Below are 21315 nucleotides of genomic sequence, written 5' to 3'. Positions count from 1 at the left end.
CCCGGTGAGGCCGTCCATCTCGCCCTCGGTGAGGTGGTGCGGCTCGTCCCCGGTGAGGTGGTGCGGCTCGCCCTCGGTGAGGGTGTGCGTCTCGTCCATGATTCTCATGATGCAGATCCGGCCCCGGTCGGCCGGGTGGCCAGGCCGAAACGTGCGTCAACCAGGTCAACGAGGGCGGCGGCGCGCCGCCCTTCCCGCACGCGGCACCACCCGGGCCACCGCACGGCGGTGGGCGGCGGACGCCCCCGGCGGGCCTCTCAGGCCCGCGTCAGCGCCTCGCCCTCCGCCGGACCGCCTTCCGCCGGACCGTCCGCCCGCCCCGGTCCGGCGAGCGGTCCGGTGGCGAGCCGGAGCAGCGCCACGCACACCAGGGCCGCCCCGCTGAAGACCAGCGGCAGCAGAGTCGCGTCCTCGCGCGACCCCGCGACCAGCGCACCGGCCGCCACGAGAACCCCGGCGACGGCCGGCAGCGCCCGGGGCCGCCGGACGGCGGCAGGCGCGGAGCCGGCGCCAGGGGCGGAAGCGGCGCCGGGCGCGGAGCCACGGGCGGACAGCAGCCGGACCGCGAGGCGGTGACAGGCGCAGGCCAGCAGCGTCGCCCCGAGCGCGTCGCTGGGCCGGTGCCAGTAGAGGGCCTGGACGGCCGCGGCGGTCACCGCGAGCCACACCATCCCGGCGGCCGCCACGTACGGACGCGGGCGCGGGGCGCAGACGAGCACCGCGCCGCAGACCAGCCCGGCGACGATGGCCACATGGCCGCTGGGGAAGCTCCCGTCGGTGAGTCCCTGCCGGGCGTGGACCAGGTCGGGGCGTGGCAGGAGCGCGTAGAGCGCTTCCGCGGCGACGACCGTGGCCGCCACGACCGCGAGCGCCGCGCCCCCGTACCACCAGCAGCGGCGCACCAGGGTGATCAGGGCGATCACGAGCAGCCCCGCGATCAGTGTCAGCATGGCCGCCTTGAGCGGCGGCGGGCCCGCCGACTGCGCCGAATCGAAGATCCGCGCCTGATCCGCGTAGCCCCTGACCAGCCCGTTCTCCGCCCGCTGGCCGAACGGCGTGCACACGGCGAGCAGATAGACCACCGCGGCGCCGAGGAGGAACAGCAGCGGTGGGCCCGGGCGGAGGCGGGGCCGGGCCGGTTTCGCGGTCCCGGCCGGACGGGGGCTCATTCGGTCTTGCTGGGTCAATGTCGTCTCATTCGTTCCGTCGGCCGCCGGGGCGGCGGCCGCAGTCTCGCACCGTCCGGCACCGCTGCCGCGCGCGAGGTCCGCACGGCATACCGGTGTCCGGGTCGCGGCGTGGCGTGTTCCGGGTGGCCCGGTCCGGGGGACACCGTCCGGCGGACCGGTCCCCCGCCGTCAGGGGAGCGCGCGGTCCCGTCGCCGCTGAGCGGCGAACGCCAGGACCGGCAGGGGCGCGACCAGCCCGAGGAGAATCGCCGTGCCCGGCATCCGCGGGGACTCCATGAGCATCGGATGCGTGACGATCGCCTGGAGCCGGACGACCGCGAACGCGGCGACCGGGATCATCCACCGGTAGTCGCCGGTGGCGGCCGTCGCCGCCCACGCGGCGATCAGCGCGGCGATCTCGGCGACCAGCCAGCCGCGCTGGAAGAGCGGATCGTACGAGGCGATGCGCAGTCCGCCCGCCACGAACATGGCACAGGCCACGGGGACGAGCCAGGCGTAGGAGCGGCGGCGCAACCGGCCGCGGCCGCGGACCGTCAGGACCGCGCACGCGGCGGTCAGGACCCCCGACAGCACCAGGTCGCGGGCCAGGATCGGGGCGCCCAGCCCGTAGTAGCCGGGGCCCACCACGCCTTCGGCGCCGAAGAACGTCCACGCGCCGGTCGTGGCGCCGGCGCAGACCATGGCGGCCGATGCCGGGAGCGCGATCCACGCCCTGCCGCGCAGCAGGGCGACCAGGCACACCAGGGGCAGCAGCCCGTACGGCAGGGTGCCCGGCTGCGTGCCGGGACCCTCCGACCACGGGTACCAGCCGGCGAAGCGGAATCCCATGGCGTGCTCGCCGGGGTCGATGCGCAGCGCCCAGTCCCATACGTCCTGCAGATACGGAACCAGCGCCAGGGCGGCGAGCACGAGGGCGGCGAGGTGGACGCCGTCCACCCACCACGGCCGTGCGGTGTCCTCGGCGGCGCGGACGCGGGCCAGCGAACCGGCCCGCACCAGCGCGGCGACCTCCCGGGGCGGCGGCCAGGAACGGCCGGGGTACGCCTCGGCCAGGCAGTCCAGCACTTCCCGGCCCTGCCGGGAGCGGTGGGACCGGGGATAGGCGGCGAGCAGCAGGCGGTTCACGTTCCGGCCGCCCCGAGCGTCCGCGACCGTCCGATGACGACGGCGGCCGCCTGCTGCATGCGCTGCGCCTCCCGGCCAAGCGCCTCGGCACCGTCATGGGTGAGCCGGTAGTAGCGCCGCGCCCGCCCGTCCACGACCTCTTCGCGATCGGTCACGATCAGTCCGGACCGTTCCATCCGCTCCAGCGCGCCGTAGAGCGTTCCGACGGCGATCCTCAGCCGTCCCGCCGTGGCCTGTTCGGCGGCCTTGATGATGCCGTATCCGTGCAGCGGCCCGTCCATGAGCGCGACAAGGATGAAGTACTGCGGTTCGGTCAGAATCGGTTGGCGTATCGTCACGCGTCGATCATATATCGATCAGCGAGGCATAGGGGCCGGCCACCCCACACACACTCGCGCCGCCGGCATCGCCGCCGACGTCAGGCGTCGGGCATCGGGCATCGGGCATCGGACGCAGTCCGGCCCCCGAGCGCTCGCGTCACGGGCGCCGCCAGGCGGAATACGGCGCTCCGCCCGAGGCGGGGCGACGCTGTCGGTGGCGGCTCCTAAAGTCCCCGGCATGAACGACTCGGAGAACAGATCACTCTTCGCCGACGGATCCGCCCGCGGCGGGGACACCGCGCCGGAGGGCGGGCCGGTGCACGAGACGGGAGGCGGGGCCGCGCCGATCGACATGGCCGCCGTCCGGCGGGCCGCCGCGTCCCTGCGGGCGAGGGTGTCCGAAGCCTGCCGGGCCGCCGGGGTCGCGGACGACGACGGCTGGCTGACGGAGCGGGTGCGGCCGGAGTTCGGCGGCTACCAGGAGTTCGTGGCCGAGCTGTGCGGGAACGCCGACCCCGATCACGTCCCGCTCATACCGGAGCTGTGCGCGCGGGCGCTGGGCGAGGCCGCCCGCACGGCCCGTGCCCTGACCGGCGACCAGCGGCTGGCCGAGCCGTTCTTCCACCACGGCGATCTGCTGGTGAAGGGGCATCTGGACATCCTGGCCCCCTTCGTGGTCACCGGTTCCCTGACCGTCGAGGGCTGCCTGGCGGACTGCGGGCCGGACTCCGTCGTCGCCGTGGGCGGGGACATGACGGCCCGCGCGGTGCACACCGACGGCGAGATGTCCGTCGGCGGCGCTCTCGGGGCGGACGTCGTCTACGGGCAGTACAACGACCAGACGCTCCAGGCCGCCGCCATCCGGGCCCGCCTGGTCGTCGAGGACGACCACTGCACGATCGCCGCCGTGGAGGCGGAGACCCACTTCGATCTGGACGACTTCCAGCAGGGGTACGGCGACGGCGTCCAGGATCGGCTGCGCGAACTCCTGGTGGACGAGGTGTTCGGCTACGAGGAGGACGAGGGCGAGGAGCGACTGGACCGGACACTGCTCTTCGCGCGCCTGCGCGAGGGACGGCAGGTCTTCCGCACGAACGGTGCAACGGCCCACTGACCGGACGGCAGGCCTTCCGCGCAGGCAGTGCGGCGACCCGCTGACCGGGCCGCCCGCCGCCGAGCGGGATGTCGCGGAGAAGCGGCCGTTGCGCGCGGCGCCGCCGGACCCGGACACCCGTCGCGTCGGGCGCATCGCCGGTCGCCGCCGGGCTCAATGGGCGCCCGTCCGCGATGGCCGGGCCGCGACACCCGTTGGGCGCAACGCCCGTTCGGCCACCCGGGGTATTTCCGCGGGGGCCCGGGCGCGGTTCACCGTGCCCCGGCCCCGCCGGGCCGGTCCGCCCGCTCATGCGCCCGCCCGGATGTGCCGATGACGACGGAGTCCCCGGGTCCGCGCCTGGTCCAGCCGCGCGTCCGGGCGCAGGTCATGTCATCGGGTCGGGAGCCGCGGCCAGCGGCGGCCGCGACCGTCACGGAGCGGAAGGGAGAGTCGGCGTGAGCACGTCGCAGGAACACGAGGTCGGCCCCGGTCGTCGGGCCGTCGTCACGGCGGTCGGGGCCGCCTCGGTGGGCGCCGTACTCGCCGCGTGCGGGGGCAGGACGGAGCCGGCCGCTCCGAAACCGGCGATGGGGGCCGGAGGAGTGGACGGCGGCGGCCGGGACGTCCTGGCGAAGACGGCCGACATCCCCCGGGGCGGCGGAAAGATCTTCGCCGACCGGGGCGTGGTGGTGACGCAGCCCGAGGCCGGCGGTTTCAAGGCGTTCTCGTCGAAGTGCACCCATCAGGGCTGCACCGTGTCGAGCGTGTCGGACGGCACCATCAACTGCCCCTGCCACGCCAGCAGGTTCGACATCGCGACGGGCGATGTCACGTCGGGACCGGCCACTCAGCCGCTGCCCGCCCGGCCGATCAAGGTGGTGAACGGCTCGATCACGCTCGACTCCTAGGAATCCCGAGGCCGCGCCAGCAGTCGAGCACCGCCTCGGTGGTCGTGACGGTGGCGACGAGGGAGAGCGTGTGACGGATCATCGCGGGGGTGTAGTCGGCCGGCACCCCCGCGATGGCGTCGGAGGGCACCACCGCCGTGTATCCCAGGTTGACCGCGTCGAACACGGCGTTGGGAACGGCGACATTGGCCGAGACACCGGTGACGACGAGGGTCCGGCAGCCCAGGTTGCGGAGCAGGGCGTCCACATCCGTTCCGGCGAGGGGCGAGAGGCCGTGCAGCCGCCGCACCACGAGGTCCTCCTCCGCCACCTCGACGGGCTCGGCGATCTCGACGGCCGCGGTGCCCGGGTGCTGTTGCACGGGAAGCCGGCGGGCGGCCCGGAAGAGACGGGCGTTGGCACTGGCGCCCCGCCCGTCGGGCCGCCGCTCGGCCACCGCGTGCATCACCTGCACCCCGGCCGTGTGCGCGGCCGCGACCAACCGGGCGACGTGCCGGAGGGCTCCGGAGGACCTGGCCTCCTCGGCCAGCTCGGGCAGTGCGCTCCCCGGCCCCACGACCCCTCGCTGGCATTCGACCGTCAGGAGCACACAGGCGACCGGATCGAGCTGTTCGGCGAGTTGTTCCCTCGACGGCACGGCGGGTCCTCTCGGTGAAGGATCGGCTCTCTCGCCGACGGACGGGGCCGCCGGCGGGCGTAGCGGATTCCGGCCGACGGACCGGGCGCGGAGGCTAGCCGCCATTGCGCGACGAGGGAAGAGAGCCCATGATTTCTGACACCTAGTCAGCCAATGGGAGGGGCGCCATGACCGCCGCACAGCGACGGGGCCGCCGGATCATGATGACGGAGGCGGAACGCGACGCCTACCTCGCCGAGCAGCGCACCTGCCGGGTCGCCACCGTGGCCGCGGACGGCCGCCCGCACGTCGGCGCCCTCTGGTTCGCCTGGGACGGCGGCTCGCTCTGGCTCTACTCGATCACCCGCAGCCTCCGCTGGGCGCAGTTGCGCGCAGACCCGCGGATCGCGGTGGTCGTGGACGACGGGGTGGAGTACGGGGAACTCCGCGGCGTGGAGCTCACCGGTCGGGCGGCTCCGGTCGGAGAGGCCCCCCGCAAGGGCGCCCCATGTCCCGAACTGGACTTGCCCGAGCGGCTGTTCGCCGTGAAGTACTTCGGGACGGACGCCATGCCGCACGACGGGCGGCACGCCTGGCTGCGCCTCACCCCGGAGTCCGTCACCTCCTGGGACTTCCGGAAACTCCCGGCGTCGCCCGCGCCCTGAGCCTCCCCGGCACGGCGCGTCCACCGCACCGGCCCGGCGGCACCGCGCACGCCTCACGCACCGCGAACCCCGCACCGCGAACCCCGCACCGCACATCGACGCACCACGCCGCGCACCGACGCACCGCGCCGCGCGCGTGCGCCCGCGCCTGACCCGCTACGCCGACGTCCCGTTCAGCTCGCGGCCCGCCGTCCGCAGCGCGGCGACCACCGCCCGGACCGACGGACGCCGGTCCGCGTCGGTCCGCCACACGGCGTGGACGTACCGCCGCATCGTCTGCCGCACCGGCACGAGCCGCACCCCCTCCGGCACCGGGCCCCGCCCCAGCCGTGGTGCCACACAGACCCCCAGGCCCGCCGCGACCAGGGCGAGTTGGGTGTGGTGCTCGCCCGCCAGATGCGCGATGCGCGGTTCGATCCCCTTCGAGCGCAGCGTGAACACCAGCCAGTCGTGGCAGAACTCGCCCTCGGGCCAGGACACCCATTCGTCGTCGGCGAGGTCCTCCAGGTCCGCCTCCGCGCGGTCGGCGAGACGATGACCGACCGGCATGGCGAGGTCCGGTGTGTCGACGAGGAGTTCGACGCGGGTCAGCCCACCGGGCACGGGCAGCCGCTTGTTGTTCCAGTCGAGCACCACCGCCAGGTCGACGTCCCCTCTGAGCACACCGCGGATCCCGTACTCGGGCTCCCATTCCCGCGTCCGCACGCGCAGTTCCGGGTGGTCGGCCCGCAACGCCCGGAGCGCCGCGGGCAGGAGCCCGCGCGCCGCCGTGGGGAAGGCGGAGACCTGGATCTCCCCCACCACCGCTCCGCGCTGCGCCTCGATATCGGACTGCGCCAGCTGGACCTGGGAGAGGATCCGCGCGGCGTGGTCGGCGAGCAGCCGTCCGGCGTCGGTGAGCCGGACCCCGCGCCCGTTCCGGGCGAGGAGCCGCTGCCCCACCTCCCGTTCCAGCTTCGCCATCTGCTGCGAGACCGCCGACGTGGTGACGTGCAGTCCCTCGGCTGCGCCGCTCACCGAACCGTGTCTGGCGAGGGCGTCCAGGGTCCGAAGGCGCTCCAGATTCAACATGTAAGCGACTCTACGAGAACGCTCATAAAAAGTCTCACTTGTTCTATACGGTGGGGGCTGGTCATCGTTGGTCCATGAGCGCCGCCGCCACGCCGGGGAATCCGCCGGCTACCGAGCCCCTCACCGCCGTCCCGGCCGCCACCCCGGCCACCGCCGCCGACGCCGTCCGGGGCGCCGCCCCGCCGGGCGCCCGTCCGCAGCCGCGCCCGGCCCCCGGCTCTTCCCCGTCCCCCGCCGGGGCGGCGGCCCGGACGTCCGTTCTGCCACGACGCAGACCGGACTGGCGCATACGTTTCGGGGTCCTCGCGCTCATCTGGGGTTTCAGTTTTCTGCTCATCAAGGTGGGCGCCGAGGAGTACGCCCCGTTCCAGGTGACGCTCGGCCGCCTCCTCTCGGGGACGGCCGTGCTCGCCGTCGCGATGGCGGTGCGGCGGGAACGGCTGCCGCGCGGCGTCCGCACCTGGCGCGATCTGGCCGTCGCGGCGTTCTTCCTGAACGCGCTGCCGTTCTCGCTGTTCGCATACGCCGAGCTGAGCATCCCGTCGACCCTGGCGGGCATCTGCAACGCGACCTCGCCCCTGTGGGGGATGGCGCTGTCGCTGGTCGCGCTCTCGGAGGACCGGCCGACCCGCCGACGGGTGGCCGGCCTGGGGCTCGGGTTCCTCGGGGTGCTGACCGTGCTGGGCGCCTGGCAGGGCTTCTCGGGACTGGACGTCACCGGTACGGCGCTGGCCCTGCTCGCCTCCCTCAGCTATCCGGTGGGCTGGATCCACGTCCGGCGGACACTGTCCCGCACCGGCTCGTCCGCGCTGGCCCTGACCGGCGGTCAGCTCCTCCTCGGCACCGCGCAGCTCGCCGTCGTCACGCCGCTGTTCACTGCCGCCCCCGAGGGGTTCCCGCCGCTTCCGACCCTCGCCGTGGCCGCTCTGGGCGCGCTGGGCACGGGCTTCGCGATGCTGGTGCAATTCGGCCTGGTGGAGGAGGTGGGGCCGACGACCGCGCAGATGGTCACCTACTTCATCCCGGTCGTCGCCACCGCGGCCGGAGTCGTCGTGCTCGGCGAACCGCTGAGCTGGAACACACTGGTCGGCGCCCTGGTGGTGGTCCTGGGCGCCGCGCTCGCCCAGGGCGGCGCGCGCGCCCGCACGGCCGGTCCCGGCTCCCGGGCCCGGCCGTCGTCCTCGTCCACCGGCCGCTCCGGCGGCCCCGGCCGGTGAACACGCGTCAGCCGTGGGCGAGCGGGGCCACCGGCCCGACCGCGGCCGCCACCGCGTCGGCCAGCGGGACCACGTCGGCCGGGGTGAGCGGGGACACGGTGAGCCGGATGCCCTGCGGGGCTTCCAGTCGGAACCGCGCGCCGGGCGCCACCGCCCAGCCGGCGTGCAGCAACCGCGCCACCGCCCCGGTCTCGTCGCCGACCGGCACCCATACGTTCATGCCGCTCCGCCCGTGCGCCGCCACGCCCCGGTCCGCGAGCGCCCGCACCAGCGCGCCCCGCCGCTCCCCGTAGGCGCGGGCGACTTCGGCGGAGTCGACCGCGCCCGAGCGCCACAGCTGCACGACGGCCCGTTGCAGCAGCCTGCTGACCCAGCCGGGCCCGAGCAGCTGCCGCCCCGCCACCCGGTCGACGGTGACCGGGTCGCCGGTGAGCACCGCGACCCGCAGATCCGGCCCGTACGCCTTGGCCACGGACCGCACGAACGCCCAGCGGTCCGTGACGCCCGCCAGCGGGTGGAGCGGCAGATCGACGATGCCGTGGCCGTGGTCGTCCTCGATCAGCAGCACATCGCGGTGGTCGGCGAGCACGCGCCGCAGTGCGGCGGCGCGCCCGGCGCCGATCGCGGCCCCGGTCGGGTTCTGCGCGCGGTCGGTGACCACGAGCGCCCGGGCGCCGGCCCCGAGCGCGCGGGCGACCGCGTCGGGCTGCGGCCCGTCGTCGTCGAGTGCGACGGGCACCGGCCGGAGCCCCAGCGCCGGCACCAGGTCCAGCATGCCGCCCCACCCAGGGTCCTCCAGGGCCACCGCGTCGCCGGGCCTGAGGTGCGCGGTCAGGACGCGCTCGATCGCGTCCAGCGATCCGGAGGCCGCCACGACGGCCCCGGCGGGCACGCCGTCGGCGTCCAGCGCGGCACGGGCGAGGGCCGCGAACTCCGGCACCACCGGTTCCCGCCCGTACATCCCGGGATCGCGCGCGTAGGCGCCCGTCGCCGCCGCGAACGCCTCGTCCAGCGCCGGAAGCAGCGCCGGATCCGGGTTCCCCTCCCCGAGGTCGCGCACCCCGGGCGGGGCCTCCACCCGGAGCGCGCCCCGCGCGGTGCTGGCGGGGCGCGGCCGCACCCTGCTGCCCCTGCGCCCCGCGGTCTCGATCACCCCGCGCTCGCGCAGCGTGCGGTAGGCCGCCGCCACCGTATTGGGGTTCACCCCCAGCAGGTCCGCCAACTCCCTCATGGGCGGCAGCGCCTGACCCGGCGCGAGGCGGCCCGACCCGACCCCGCGCTCCACACTCGCGGCGATTTCCGATGCGCGCCGCCCCTCGATCCGATATTCTCCTAGCACAAACAACATTATGCACTAGTACAATGGAGCTGGCCATGTCCGACACCACGGCGCCGCAGTCCACCGATCCGGGCGTCACGTCCGGGGACGGATACCGGCCGACCACGCGCACGGTCCCGACCCGCTCCCGTGAACGCGCGGCGTACGACCGCGAAACGGTCCATTCGATACTCGACGAGGCGTACGTCTGCCATCTCGGCTTCGTCCGCGACGGCGCGCCGGTCGTCCTGCCCACGCTCTTCGGCCGGGTGGGCGAGCGGCTCTACGTGCACGGCTCGACCGGCTCCCGGCCCCTGCGGGCGGCCGGGGGCGCCGACCCCGGCCTGCCCGTGTGCCTCACGGTGACGCATGTCGACGGCCTGGTGCTGGCCCGTTCCGCCTTCCACCATTCGATCAACTACCGCTCCGTGGTGGTCCACGGCACCGCGCACACCGTGACCGACCCGGAGGAGCGGCGGATCGCCCTGGACGCCATCGTCGACCAGGTGGTGCCGGGCCGGTCCGCGGACTCGCGCCCCGCCGACGCGAAGGAGCTGGCCGCGACGGCGGTGATCCGGCTCGACCTGCGGGACGTCTCCGCCAAGATCCGCACCGGCGGGCCCGGCGACGAGCCCCGCGATCTCCCGCTGCCGCACTGGGCGGGCGTCGTGCCGCTGGCCCGCGGCTACGGCACGCCGCTCCCCTCCGAGGACCTGGATCCCGCCATCGGGGTGCCGGACTACATCACCGCGCTCTGAGCTCGCCCCGTACGGCCGGGCCCGCCGTCGTCCCCGGTGGCGGGCCCGGCCGTACGGCGGTCAGGCGGACGCCCGCCGGCCCGGCCCGTCCCCGGTCCTGAACGGGCGCGCGGCGCCGCGCGCCTCGGCGACGGCCGGCCCCGCCACGGCCGCGAGGAGGAGCGCCGAGCCGACGACGGTGGACGCGGTGAGCCGCTCGTGGAGCACGGTCACGGCGATGGCCGCGGCGGCGAGCGGTTCGAGCAGCATGATCACGGACACGGTCGCCGCGCGCACCCCGACGACGCCCGCGAAGTAGAGCGTGTAGGCGAGCGCGGTCGGCACGGCCGCCACGTACACCAGCAGGATCAGCACCTCCGCCGCCCGCCCGGTGTGCGGTACGAGACCTTCGGCCGCGGCCATCGGCAGCAGGACGACCGAGCCGGTCCCGAAGGCCCAGGCGCTGGCGGCGAGCGGGTCGGCGGGCGCGCCGTCCCGCCCCAGCCACCGGGGCAGCAGGTTGATCGTGGCGTAGCCGGCCGCGGAGAGCAGCGCCAGAGCGACCCCGGCGGGCCGCACGGTCGCCCCGGCGTCCCCGAGGACCATGACCGCCAGTCCGGCGAGGGCGCCCGCCACCGCGGCGAGTCCGCCGCGTCCCAGCCGCTCCCCCTCGACACAGCGGGCCAGACGAAGCCGACCGGTCTCGGTCAGCGGGGCGTTACGGTGGGCACGAGGGCCTCCTCGGATCGGTGCAGATGTCGTAATCCACACCGAGCCAGAAGGCCCTCACCCATTTCAAGAACCCAGCACGCGTGTCACCAACGTCCCGGGGCAACACACCTAGGGCGTGGCGGGGCCTGCGGGCAACCGCGCCTCGGTGGCGGAGTCCGTCGACCCGCCCGCCGCGCCTCCGTCGCCGGGCCCGGAGGCGACCGGCCCGGAGGGCGTCGCGGGGGTGGCCGACTGCGCGATCAGGGAACCCGCCAGGACCACGGCACCGCCGATGAGCTGGGGCGCGGACAGGTGCTCGCCGAGCATCACCCAGGCCAGCACGGTGGCGATGACCGCCTCCAGGCAGGCGACGACGCCCGCCACCGCCGGGGAGAGCAGCCGCACCGAGACCACCCCGCTGGCGTAGGCGAGCACGGTGGCGACCAGCACGATCCAGACCAGCAGCGCCCAGGCCGGGACGTCCGTGCCGTCCATGGCGACGCCGCCGCCGAGGACCGACCAGTCCATGTGCCACGGCCGCGCGACCGCGGTGAGGACGATGGCGCCGATCAGCAGCCCGTACGCGATGACGCCGACCGGGTTCGGCGGTTGCGCGTCCGGGGTCGTCGCCCCGCTCCGCCGGTCCTGGCTCCCCTGGTCCGACAGGACGAAGTAGCCCACCTGGCAGCAGGCGGCGCCGAGCGCGAGCAGCAGTCCGACGGCGTCGAAGCTCAGCCCCGCCCAGACCTCGACCACGCAGGCCAGCCCTCCGACGGCGAGCACCACGCCGACCGCGGCCCTCCGGGTCACATGCCGTCGCTGGACGAACCGGACCCAGCCGAGGACCAGCGCGGGCGCCAGATACTCGACCAGCAGCGCCACCCCGACGGGGATGCGGGAGATCGCGGCGAAGTAACAGGCCTGCACACCCGCGACGGCCAGCAGTCCGAACCCGATCAGGAGCACCGGCCGGCCGCGCACCAGTGCGCGGTGGCGCCAGGCGACGGGCAGCATGACCAGGGCGGCGCCCGCCACCCGCAGCCAGACCACATGCAGCGGATCGACGCCCGCCTCGATGAGCGGTTTGGCCGCCACCCCCGAACCGCCGAACGCGAACGCCGAGACCAGGGCCAGTCCCAGGCCGTTTCTTCCCCGAGCCACGTGCATCGGCACATCATGGCAGGCCGCCGTCAGCAGCGTCACCCCGGTGACGCCTGACACGAGTCCGCCCGACGGCTCCGTCCCGGCCGGGGCCGACGACCGCGCGTGCCGGCCGGGAGCGGCCACGCGAAGGCGGCGGAGGAACACGGGAGCAGCACGGGAAGGAGCGGAGGAGGGCCGCCCCGATGCCGGGCGAACCGCGTGGGCCGCCGGTCAGCCCCGGTCCGCCGCCCGGGTGACGCGGGCCGCGAGCCGCCGGGGGTCGACTCCGGCGCGCGTCAGCACCTCGACGGCCCGGCACTCGTGGTCCGTGGCCAGGGCGGCGAGCAGGTCGAGCCCGCCGGCCCGCTCGTCACCCCGCCGCCCGGCCCGTCCGTGGGCCTCCGCCATCGCCGCGGCGGCCGAGGGCGACCAGCCCTCGACCCCGGTGTCACGGGGGCGCGACTCGCGGACGGAGACGACCGGAACGGCGCCCGAGTCCTCCACCGAGCCCTGCCAGCGGAGCCCGTATCCGATGCTCCGCTGCACGAGGTAGCCGAGCACCTTGGCCAGTTGCGGGCCCTCGTCGAACGCCGCTCGCACCTCGGGGTCCGATTCGATGAGGGAGTGCAGCAGATGCGCCGTGTCGATGTGCCGGTCGCCGTCGCGCAGCGCGCGTCTGCGGGCGCCCGTCACCACGGCGGCCAGTTCCACCGTGAGTCCGGTGTCGAGGCCGGCGCGGTTCGCTGCGGGCTGCTGAGGGATCTGCGGCGTCCGGTTTTGCACACCTCTCACCCCATCAGTCCCCTGGCGCGAAGTCATCGGCGGAGCGACTCATTACGGCATCCCACGCAAGTTGGGCACGCCCGACCGGTTCCTCCTCCTTACGGATGAGATCTCGCCACTTCGGAACCGGGTCGGAAAGAGTCGCGCGCGCCGCCTTGCCTCGCGCCTTCCGGGGCAACCATGAGCCGCTCCGGCACGTCCCACAGGCGACGACGATCGAACGGACGACGGAAAGGGGGCTGCGGACGTGTCCTGGCTGGTCGCCCTGCCGGCGCTCGACGGACGGGAGTACGTGTACTGGATCCACGCACCGGCGGACGCGCTGCGCGCCGATCTGTTCTGGTCGGCGTTCCACTGCCACGACGACGGCCCGCACCCGCGCGCCTCCGACCGGTTCGACGCCGCGTCGATCTGGCGGGCGGGCGAGGAGCGCGGCACGGACCGCCACACCTGACGGTTCATCAGTATTGAATGTTCGCGCCGCTGCGGCTACGTTCCGCGACACCGTAACCCGCCGAGAAGGGGTGGTCGCATGGCCGAGGTCAGCGCAGAGGCACGCATCGGGGCTCCGACCGGGAAGGTCTGGGCCCAGCTGACGGACTTCACCGCGTACGGCCGGTGGAACGCCACCCACACGAGCTTCCCGAAGGGCGGCCCGGCCGTGCTGGAACCCGGGGCCGCCTACGAGGAGAACATGAAGCTCATGGGCTTCCCCGCCGAGGTGACCTGGACGGTGGCGGAACTGGAGGCCGAACGCCTGCTGACCACGCGGGGCAAGGGGCCGATGGGGGTCAACCTGGCCATGCGCTACTCCCTGACGCCCGACGGGGACGCGACGACGGTCCGCATCGACGGCGAGTTCACCGGCGCCGCGGTCTCCCTGATGGCGGGCAAGCTCAAGGACTCGGCGACCGCCGCGCTCGTCGAGTCGCTGAACCGGCTGGACGGCCTCGTCACCGGCTGAACCGGCGGCCCGCACGGACCCGTCGGGAATCCTCTGGGCTCACGGGAACCTCTCGACCCACGGGAACCTCTCGGCGCGCCGGAGCACCACGGGAACTCCGCGCCCGGACGGCCCCGGAACCCGGCACGGACGACGGAAGGGCCTCGCACCCCGCCACGAGACCCTTCCGCCGCCCCGCCACGGGCTCAGCGCTCGTCGGCGAGAATCAGATACAGCCTCTTGCGCGCGTCGTTGACGACGGCGAGCGCCTTCTGGCGCTGATCCGCCGAGCCGGTCTTCCAGACCTGGCCGAACGCCTCCATCAGACCGAAGCCGGCCTGCCGTATCTCGTTGACGCTCTCCCAGTCGACCCCGCGCCCGGCCTCCTCCCAGGGCGCCTCGGGACCCGACTCGGCCTCGGCGCGGCCCGCCTCGGTGAGCGTGAACAGCTTCTTTCCGCCCTCGCTCGCGCTGACGATCAGGCCCTCGTCCTCCAGCAGCTGAAGGGTGGGGTAGACCGAGCCCGGGCTGGGCCGCCAGGCCCCGCCGCTCCGCTCGCCGATCTCCTGGATCATCTCGTACCCGTGCATCGGCCGGTCCTTCAGCAGCGCCAGAATCGACGCGCGCACATCACCGCGGCGCGCCCTCCCCCGGCCACCGCCGCCCCGGCCGCGCCCGCCGCCGAAGGGGCCGCCGCCGAACGGCGGACCGAACGGCCCGAAGGCCCGCCGCCCCTCGAAGTCGCCCCACCCCGGACGGCCGGGCCCCCGCCGCCCATGGCCGTGACCGCGGCCGCGCCCCTGCTCGTGCTCGTATCCCTGCGAACGCATCCTCGCGCTCCCCTCTGCATTGACCCATCGTGACACATCAACGATATATCGGAATAGCTCGCTCGGTAAACCCCTTCCCGCGCGGCGGTCCGAGGTCCGGGTCCTGTCTCCCGGGTTCCAATCCCGCGAACGGCCGGCCGCCGTCCGGCTATCGTGGCTCCGCATGGCCCACACCGAGATCGAGATCACCGCGGAGCTGGTCCGGGATCTGCTGCGCGACCAGCACCCCGACCTGGCCGATCGCCCTGTGACGCTGGGTGCGCGTGGCTGGGACAACCAGCTGTGGCGGCTCGGCGACGACCTCGCCGTCCGGCTGCCCTGGGCGACGCGGTCGGCGGACGCGCTGCTGCGCAAGGAGCACGCCTGGCTGCCCGGTCTCGCGCCGCGCCTGCCCCTTCCGGTTCCCGTCCCGCAGCGCATGGGCGAGCCCTCCGAGCGGTTTCCGCGCCCCTGGATCGTCACCACCTGGGTGCCGGGCACACCAGCCGACCGCGCCCCCGCCACGCGCGCCGCGGAGGCGGCCGACGCCCTGGCCGACTTCCTGACCGCTCTTCACCGGCCCGCCCCCGGAGGGGCGCCGACCGGCCGCGACCGCGGGGGTCCGCTGGCCGACCACGCCGAGCCGTTCGCCCAGGCGCTCGGCTCGGCCACCGAACAGGGACTTCTCCCCGACCCGGACGCCGTCCGCGTCGTCTGGGAGGACGCCGTCGCCGCGCCCGGCTGGTCGGGGCCGGCGCTGTGGCTGCACGGCGACCTGCATCCGGCCAACGTCCTGACCGAGAACGGCACTTTCTGCGGCGTGATCGACTTCGGCGACCTCTGCGCGGGCGATCCGGCCTGCGACCTCGCCGCCGCGTGGATACTGCTGCCGGACGGCGCCGCCGACCGCTTCCACGCCGCCTGTCAGCCGGTCCCGGACCCGGCGACCCTTCGCCGTGCCCGTGGCTGGGCGGTGCTGAAGGCCCTCGCCTGCGTCTTCATCGGAGATGCGGGCGTCCACGGCCGTCCGGGCGGCAAGCGCACCTGGGGCCCGCCCGCCCACGCCTCGCTGCGACGCCTCATCGCAACGGCCCGCCGCTGATTCACGTCCGTGTTCACGCCTGCGGCCCTCGAGTCGCAACGACGAACGCGTTCCCCGCCGCCGCGATCACATGGGCCCCGCCGGAATCCCTCGGGCCCGGTGGATCGACGTTGTCGGACCCGTGTGCGAACGTGTCGGCACGAGGGGCTCGGACCGAACCGCGGGCATCGCCGAAGGGGGCAGGGTGGCAGCGCAGCGCAAGAGCGGATCCCGTAGGGAGTGGGACTGGACGGACGTCGACGGCGTCCGCCGACGGCTCGATCAGGACGCCCTCCCGGAGGGCTGGAGCGTGGAGCGGCTGCTGCACCGCGCGGCGACGCTCGCCTCCCCGGAGGTGGTCGCGGAACTGGCCCGGCGGGTCGCGGACGTGGACACAACGGAGGACGGAGTGACGGCGTTGTGGGAAGCCGTCGTATCCGGAAGGCCTGACAACGCACGGGCTCTCGCCGACGCGGGCGCCGACCCGTGGCGGCGGTCGATCGGCGGCTGGTCGCCGGGGCGGCTGAGCCTCGCCGGACCGACGCCGGCCCTGTTCGCCGTGCCGGACGGCGAGCGCCTGACCGGTGCGGAGCGCGCCGCGGCCGAGGAGGCCGCTCGGCTCATCGCGGCACTGGGCGACTTCTTCCACGACGGCACGGGCCTGGCCTGCGTAGCCGGCATCGACGCGGCCGAGGCGATACGCCGCCTGGCGGCGACGCCCGCGCGGCAGGAGGACGTCGACGAGCTGCCGGCCGGTCCCCGGGCGCACGGCATGGACGAGAACCCGGAGATCATCGGCGTGACCTCCGTGCCGGGCGGTTGCGTGGTGACCCAGCCGTGGGGGTACGCGCCGCAGATGCCCGGCGTGCTGACCCGGCTGTCCGCCGGGACCGTCTGCTACGGCCTGTACGCCAACCCCAAGAGCGGCGACCAGGGCAGCATCGCCCGCGACGGGTCCGTCGAAGGCCGGGACCTGCACCCGGGCGGCGGTCCGGACGAAGGCGACAGCTCCGAGGAAGTCCTTGCCTCGTACCTCTACCAGGGCAACGCCGTGGCCTACTCGTGCTCCTTCGCGGGGCTGCGCCCGGCCGACGCGCGCGCGGTCGTCGGGCCCCCGGACCGGTGGGTCCGGCTGCCGCGACGCGACTGCTGGGACGACTGACCCCGGTCGGAACGGGCCCGCCGGGTGGAACCGGAGCCGCCGCGCCCGGGACCGCACCCGGGCCGGAGCGTCGCGCAGTCGCCCGGGCGGGGCGAAGCACCGGAAGCAGCACGCGAGCATCACGTGCCTCCGGCCTCCCCGGCCTCGCCCGCCCCGGATCGCGGACGGTCCGTAGAGTCGCCGGGTGACCGGTCCCTCCTGCCTCGACGCGATCCGGGACTCGTACGACACCGTCCGCCGCCGACAATCTGGCTCGTCAAACGACCGGCGGAACTCCATCTTGTCGCGGGCGGCACTGGCCGCGTTCGCCGAGACCGTGCGGGCGGCGGGCAGCCGTGCGCCGGTCGCGGACCTGGGATGCGGCCCCGGCCTGATCACGGCGCATCTGGCGGAGCTGGGCGTGCCCGTCTTCGGCGTCGATCTGTCGCCGAGGAGGGTCGAGCTCGCCGGGCGGGCGCATCCGGGGCCGGGCTTCGCCGTGGGATCGATGACCGCGCTGCCCCTCCGGGACGGCGGGCTCGGCGGGATCCTGGCGTACTACTCCACCCACCACCTGCCGCCGGATCTGCTGCCGACTGCCTTCACCGAATTCCGTCGCGCCCTCGCACCGGGCGGCCGCCTGATGCCGGCCGGATACGTGGGCGACGGCGAACGTCTGCGGCCGGCACGGGCGTACGGCGGTCATCCGGTGTCGTACGAGACGCACCTGCTGCCGGCGGACCGCATCGCCGAGCTGTTGGAGCGGGCGGGGCTCGCCGTCTCCGCGCGGCTCACCCAGCAGCGGGTCGGCAGAGCGAAACGGACGGTCGCCACGTTCCTGGCCCGAGCACCCCGCCGCCAGTGACGCCCGGTCCCCGTCGGGGACGGCGCCCCCGGCGGCCGGCCGGCCGATCTTCCGGTCCAGCGACCCGGAATTGGCCTTGGCCGACGCCTCGCCGCGTCCCGTACGGTCGCGCCATGAGAGTCCGAGTCGTCGACACGTTCACCGACCGCCCCTTCACCGGCAACCCCGCAGCGGTCGTCCTGCTGGACGCCGAGGCGGCGGCCGACGACGCGCTGTTCCAGCGGATCGCCAGGGAGATGAATCTCTCCGAGACCGCGTTCGTGCGCCCGGCGGCGCCGGGCGGGCCCGTCGACTGGGAACTGCGCTGGTTCACCCCGACCACCGAGGTCGACATGTGCGGGCACGCCACTCTGGCCGCCGCCCATGTCCTGCACCGCACCGGAGCTGCCGCCGGAACGATGCGCTTCGCCGCCCGGTGCGGCGTCCTCGCCGCGACCGCCCGCCCGGACGGCGCGATCACGCTCGACTTCCCCACCGCCCCGCTCACCCCCACGACCGCCCCGCCCGGGCTGGCGTCCGCGCTGGGCGCGGAGCCGCTCTCCGTCCACCACACCGGCCCGCGGATCGGCGATCTGCTCGTCGAACTCGCCGACGAGGCGACGGTGCGGGCACTGGCGCCGGACTTCACGGCGCTGGCCCGGGTCTCCCCGCGGGGCGTCATCGCCACGGCCGCCGCCGAGGACCCCGCCGGCGGCCACGACTTCGTCTCCCGCGGTTTCTTCCCCAACGTCGGGATCGACGAGGACCCGGTGACCGGCAGCGCCCACACCGCGCTGGCCCCCTTCTGGGCGGCCCGCCTCGGCCGTGACGAACTGACCGGGCTCCAGGTCTCCGCCCGGCCCGGCCTGGTCCGCACCTCCCTGCGCGGCGACCGCACACTGCTGACCGGCACCGCCGTGACGGTCGTCGACGGCGAACTGCTCACGATGTAGGCAGCCAGCCCACCTTCCCCGCCAGCAGCGCGTACCCGACGAACGCCCCGATGTCGAGCAGGGTATGCGCCGCCACCAGCGGGCCCACCCGCCCCCAGCGCCGGTACAGCAGCACGAAGACCACGCCCATCACCAGGTTTCCGATGAACCCGCCGATCCCCTGGTACAGGTGGTACGAACCGCGCAGCACCGAGCTCGCCGCCAGCGCCGCCGTCGGGGACCACCCCAACTGCCCCAGCCTGCGCAGGAGATAGCCGACGACGATCACCTCCTCCAGCACGGAGTTCTGCACCGCCGACAGGACGAGGACCGGGAACTTCCACCAGACGTCGGGCAGCGACTCCGCGACCACGGTGAGATTGAAACCGGCGGCGCGCGACGCCAGGTAGAAGGCGAGCCCGGCGCTGCCGATGCCCGCCGCGACCGCCGTGCCGCGCCCCAGATCCCTCCAGGGCTGCTGTCGGTCGAAGCCGATGGCGCGCAGCCCGGCGCCCTCCCTGAGCAGCAGATGGGCGACGAGCGCGACGGGCACCAGGACCGTGGCGATCCCGAAGAGCTGCCAGGCCAGGTCCAGCCAGGGGCGGCCCGGCGCGTGCGAGCTGTGGAGCGTGACGGCCTGGTGTTTCAGACCCCCGGGTTTCGTCAGCGATCCGACGAAGCTGATCAGGGCGGACACTCCGCTCGCGCCCAGCGAGAGAGCCAGCACCAGTACCGTCTCGGACCGCAGGACCCGCCGCGACAGCGCCTCCTGAGGGAGAGAATCCGCCATACGCCCCGCCTCCACCTGTACATCTGCCTTGAGGCCGTCCCGTCGTCCCCGGCGAGGCGGCCCCTTTGAGAGGTCACAGCTTGCCGTACCGGTGACGCGCCGGTGGCCGCGGGGGCCCGCTCCGCCGCCCCATGCCCCGCGCGGCGCGGCGCGGCGCGGACGACGACGGGCCGGGGCGAGGGGCCGGATGTGCGACGGCCCGGGGGGCGAGGGGTCAGGGCCGGGGGGCGCCCGTGGGCCAGCGGTGCACCGGCTCGCCGCTGTGCATGAGTTCGGCGTATCTGCGGGTGGTCGCGGCCAGGGCCGCGTGCCGCGCGAGCCCCGCCTCCCGTGCCCGGTGATAGGTGTCCGCCTGCCAGGAAGCCCCGTTCACCCGCCGTCGGCAGCGTCCCTCGATGACGCCGAGATAGCGGTCGCGGTCCGCGGGCGCGATGTGCCAGGCGTCGAGCCCGGCGGCGGCCAGCGGCAGCAGCTCGTCCCGCACGAGCGTGACGGCCGGTGTCCGGACCGGCCCGCCCGACCTGCCGGAGCGCGGCCAGAGCAGTTCCGCGTCGATGCCGTGGCGGCAGGCGGCGTCGAAGTTCTCCGCCGCCGCCTCGAACGGGAGCCGGGTCCAGACCGGACGGGGCGCGTCGGCGAGGGCCCGCACCAGCCCGTAGTAGAACGCGGCGTTGGCGATCACATCGGTCACGGTGGGGCCGGCGGGCAGGACCCGGTTCTCCACCCGCAGATGGGGCACGCCGTCGGCCACCCCGTACACCGGCCGGTTCCAGCGGTAGACGGTGCCGTTGTGGAGCGCGAGTTCCTGGAGCCCGGGCGCCCCGCCCGCGTCGAGTACCGCCAGCGGGTCCTCGTCGCCGCAGATCGGCAGCAGCGGGGGGTAGTAGCGCAGGTTCTCCTCGAAGAGCTCGTACGCCGATCCCACCCAGCGCTCGCCGAACCAGGTCCGGGGCCGCACGCCCTGGTTGCGGAGCTCCGGCGGCCTGGTGTCGGTGGCCTGCTGGAAGAGCGGCGGCCTCGATTCGCGCCACAGCTCCCGGCCGAACAGGAACGGGGAGTTGGCGCCGAGCGCTATCTGCACCCCGGCGACGGCCTGGGCCGCGTTCCACACGGCGGCGAAGCGGGCCGGGGTCACCTGGAGGTGCAACTGGACCGAGGTGCAGGCCGCCTCGGGGGTGATCGAGGACGACGTGGAGACCAGGTGCTCCACCCCGTGGATATCGAGGGAGAAATCCTCGCCCCGCGCGGCCACTATCTGATCGTTCAGCAGGGTGTAGCGGTCCGCGTCCGAGAGGTTCGACGCCACGAGATCCGAACGCTCCAGAGTCGGCAGAATTCCGATCATCACGATCCCGGCATCGACTTCGCCCGCCTTTCGGTGGGCATATCCGAGTCCGGTTCTGAGCTCTTCGGCCAGCTGGTCGAAAACGCGACCTCCCAGAGGGTGCGGAACTATGTTCACTTCCAAATTGAACATGCCGAGTTCGGTCTGGAAATCACGGCTCGCGATGCGCTGGAGAACCTCCCCGTTCATCATCTTCGGCATGCCGTCGGAGCCTGCCAGATTCAGCTCGATCTCCATGCCCATGAGGTTGCGGGGACGATCGAACCTGCCCTCCGCGAGCAGCCGCTCCAACCCCTCCAGACACCGGTGGAGCTTCCTCCGGTACCTCTGCCGATCGGACAGGTCAAAGGCGCCCGCAACGACCTTCTCCCCCATCGAAGTGTCCTTCCCTCAATTGGGCAGCCCGCGGCCCAGGCCGCTCGCGTCACGGGTCGAATATGCCCAGGCCGGTGATCCCTAACTCCCTCGCGAACTCCGCGCACCCGGTAGCCTGTGAGCGGCGGCCGGAGGCACATTCCCTCGGCATGACG

Annotated in this window: 22 protein-coding genes and 1 pseudogene; 11 read left to right on the top strand and 12 right to left on the bottom strand. The window is 74.4% G+C overall.

Going from position 1 to position 21315, the window contains the following annotated elements; all coding sequences use genetic code 11:
* Positions 1-257: 257 nt before the first annotated feature.
* The 3 genes from WA762_RS33135 to WA762_RS33125 form a co-directional block, all read right to left on the bottom strand.
* Entirely contained in the window at positions 258-1169 is a 912-nt protein-coding gene (locus tag WA762_RS33135) for a phosphatase PAP2 family protein (protein WP_335941112.1), read from the bottom strand.
* A gap of 189 nt (positions 1170-1358) precedes the next feature.
* Positions 1359-2315, bottom strand: a complete 957-nt coding sequence (locus WA762_RS33130) for a hypothetical protein (RefSeq protein ID WP_335941111.1) — start codon at positions 2313-2315, stop codon at positions 1359-1361.
* Positions 2312-2632: a PadR family transcriptional regulator gene (locus WA762_RS33125; protein WP_443080740.1), complete on the bottom strand. Its 321-nt coding sequence runs from the start codon at positions 2630-2632 to the stop codon at positions 2312-2314. Before WA762_RS33125 ends, WA762_RS33130 begins: the two co-directional genes overlap by 4 nt.
* 241 nt (positions 2633-2873) lie before the next feature.
* Here WA762_RS33125 and WA762_RS33120 point away from each other — a divergent pair, with 241 nt between their 5' ends.
* Both WA762_RS33120 and WA762_RS33115 read left to right on the top strand, forming a co-directional pair.
* On the top strand, positions 2874-3749 hold the full coding sequence (locus WA762_RS33120) for a hypothetical protein (protein WP_335941108.1): 876 nt from the start codon (positions 2874-2876) through the stop codon (positions 3747-3749).
* Positions 3750-4186: 437 nt separating this feature from the next.
* Positions 4187-4639 (top strand): Rieske (2Fe-2S) protein, encoded by a 453-nt coding sequence (locus WA762_RS33115; RefSeq protein ID WP_335941106.1) that lies wholly within the window; start codon positions 4187-4189, stop codon positions 4637-4639.
* Here the strand turns inward: WA762_RS33115 and WA762_RS33110 are convergent.
* The gene (locus WA762_RS33110; protein ID WP_335941104.1) at positions 4623-5276 is read right to left on the bottom strand and encodes a cysteine hydrolase family protein; all 654 of its coding nucleotides are present in this window, start codon (positions 5274-5276) and stop codon (positions 4623-4625) included. The genes WA762_RS33115 and WA762_RS33110 overlap by 17 nt on opposite strands.
* Before the next feature lie 167 nt (positions 5277-5443).
* On the opposite strand from WA762_RS33110, the gene WA762_RS33105 reads away from it, so the two are divergent.
* Complete coding sequence (locus WA762_RS33105; RefSeq protein WP_335941101.1) at positions 5444-5920, top strand: pyridoxamine 5'-phosphate oxidase family protein; 477 nt, start codon at positions 5444-5446, stop codon at positions 5918-5920.
* 156 nt (positions 5921-6076) lie between these two features.
* On the opposite strand, the gene WA762_RS33100 is transcribed toward WA762_RS33105, so the two are convergent.
* A complete protein-coding gene (locus tag WA762_RS33100) occupies positions 6077-6991 on the bottom strand; it encodes a LysR family transcriptional regulator (RefSeq protein WP_335941099.1) in 915 nt (304 codons plus the stop codon).
* 74 nt (positions 6992-7065) lie between these two features.
* Between WA762_RS33100 and WA762_RS33095 the strand changes: the two genes are divergently transcribed.
* Complete coding sequence (locus tag WA762_RS33095) at positions 7066-8208, top strand: DMT family transporter (protein WP_335941096.1); 1143 nt, start codon at positions 7066-7068, stop codon at positions 8206-8208.
* 7 nt (positions 8209-8215) lie between these two features.
* Here the strand turns inward: WA762_RS33095 and WA762_RS33090 are convergent, their stop codons facing one another.
* The gene (locus tag WA762_RS33090) at positions 8216-9547 is read right to left on the bottom strand and encodes an aminotransferase class I/II-fold pyridoxal phosphate-dependent enzyme (protein ID WP_335941094.1); all 1332 of its coding nucleotides are present in this window, start codon (positions 9545-9547) and stop codon (positions 8216-8218) included.
* A 35-nt stretch (positions 9548-9582) separates the two neighbouring features.
* Between WA762_RS33090 and WA762_RS33085 the strand changes: the two genes are divergently transcribed.
* Positions 9583-10284: a pyridoxamine 5'-phosphate oxidase family protein gene (locus tag WA762_RS33085; RefSeq protein ID WP_335941092.1), complete on the top strand. Its 702-nt coding sequence runs from the start codon at positions 9583-9585 to the stop codon at positions 10282-10284.
* 60 nt (positions 10285-10344) lie between these two features.
* On the opposite strand, the pseudogene WA762_RS33080 reads toward WA762_RS33085, so the two are convergent.
* The 3 genes and pseudogenes from WA762_RS33080 to WA762_RS33070 form a co-directional block, all read right to left on the bottom strand.
* Positions 10345-10947: pseudogene (locus WA762_RS33080) on the bottom strand (EamA family transporter); the annotation flags it as partial.
* Positions 10948-11103: 156 nt separating this feature from the next.
* Positions 11104-12141: an EamA family transporter gene (locus WA762_RS33075; protein WP_335941090.1), complete on the bottom strand. Its 1038-nt coding sequence runs from the start codon at positions 12139-12141 to the stop codon at positions 11104-11106.
* A 207-nt stretch (positions 12142-12348) separates the two neighbouring features.
* On the bottom strand, positions 12349-12900 hold the full coding sequence (locus WA762_RS33070) for a Clp protease N-terminal domain-containing protein (RefSeq protein ID WP_335941113.1): 552 nt from the start codon (positions 12898-12900) through the stop codon (positions 12349-12351).
* Between the two features lie 247 nt (positions 12901-13147).
* Here WA762_RS33070 and WA762_RS33065 point away from each other — a divergent pair, with 247 nt between their 5' ends.
* Complete coding sequence (locus tag WA762_RS33065) at positions 13148-13354, top strand: hypothetical protein (RefSeq protein ID WP_335941089.1); 207 nt, start codon at positions 13148-13150, stop codon at positions 13352-13354.
* A gap of 78 nt (positions 13355-13432) precedes the next feature.
* The gene (locus tag WA762_RS33060) at positions 13433-13864 is read left to right on the top strand and encodes a type II toxin-antitoxin system Rv0910 family toxin (protein ID WP_335941087.1); all 432 of its coding nucleotides are present in this window, start codon (positions 13433-13435) and stop codon (positions 13862-13864) included.
* Positions 13865-14049: 185 nt separating this feature from the next.
* On the opposite strand, the gene WA762_RS33055 is transcribed toward WA762_RS33060, so the two are convergent.
* Positions 14050-14673, bottom strand: coding sequence for a PadR family transcriptional regulator (locus WA762_RS33055; protein WP_335941085.1), 624 nt, complete (start codon positions 14671-14673; stop codon positions 14050-14052).
* Between the two features lie 163 nt (positions 14674-14836).
* Here WA762_RS33055 and WA762_RS33050 point away from each other — a divergent pair, with 163 nt between their 5' ends.
* The 4 genes from WA762_RS33050 (at position 14837) to WA762_RS33035 (ending at position 18671) form a co-directional block, all read left to right on the top strand.
* The gene (locus tag WA762_RS33050) at positions 14837-15754 is read left to right on the top strand and encodes an aminoglycoside phosphotransferase family protein (protein WP_335941083.1); all 918 of its coding nucleotides are present in this window, start codon (positions 14837-14839) and stop codon (positions 15752-15754) included.
* 184 nt (positions 15755-15938) lie between these two features.
* A complete protein-coding gene (locus WA762_RS33045; RefSeq protein ID WP_335941080.1) occupies positions 15939-16895 on the top strand; it encodes an ankyrin repeat domain-containing protein in 957 nt (318 codons plus the stop codon).
* Positions 16896-17175: 280 nt separating this feature from the next.
* Positions 17176-17739 (top strand): class I SAM-dependent methyltransferase, encoded by a 564-nt coding sequence (locus WA762_RS33040; protein WP_443080738.1) that lies wholly within the window; start codon positions 17176-17178, stop codon positions 17737-17739.
* A 113-nt stretch (positions 17740-17852) separates the two neighbouring features.
* Complete coding sequence (locus WA762_RS33035) at positions 17853-18671, top strand: PhzF family phenazine biosynthesis protein (RefSeq protein ID WP_335941077.1); 819 nt, start codon at positions 17853-17855, stop codon at positions 18669-18671.
* On the opposite strand, the gene WA762_RS33030 is transcribed toward WA762_RS33035, so the two are convergent.
* Positions 18661-19440, bottom strand: coding sequence for a CPBP family intramembrane glutamic endopeptidase (locus tag WA762_RS33030; protein ID WP_335941075.1), 780 nt, complete (start codon positions 19438-19440; stop codon positions 18661-18663). The two genes, WA762_RS33035 and WA762_RS33030, sit on opposite strands and share 11 nt — an antisense overlap.
* A 214-nt stretch (positions 19441-19654) precedes the next feature.
* Positions 19655-21160, bottom strand: a complete 1506-nt coding sequence (locus WA762_RS33025; protein ID WP_335941073.1) for a glutamate-cysteine ligase family protein — start codon at positions 21158-21160, stop codon at positions 19655-19657.
* Between the last annotated feature and the right edge of the window lie 155 nt (positions 21161-21315).

The organism is Streptomyces tyrfis, from assembly GCF_037034285.1.
GTDB lineage: Bacteria > Actinomycetota > Actinomycetes > Streptomycetales > Streptomycetaceae > Streptomyces.
The sequence above is the reverse complement of the archived record's forward strand: the minus strand, read 5'-3'. Positions and strand labels throughout refer to the sequence as shown.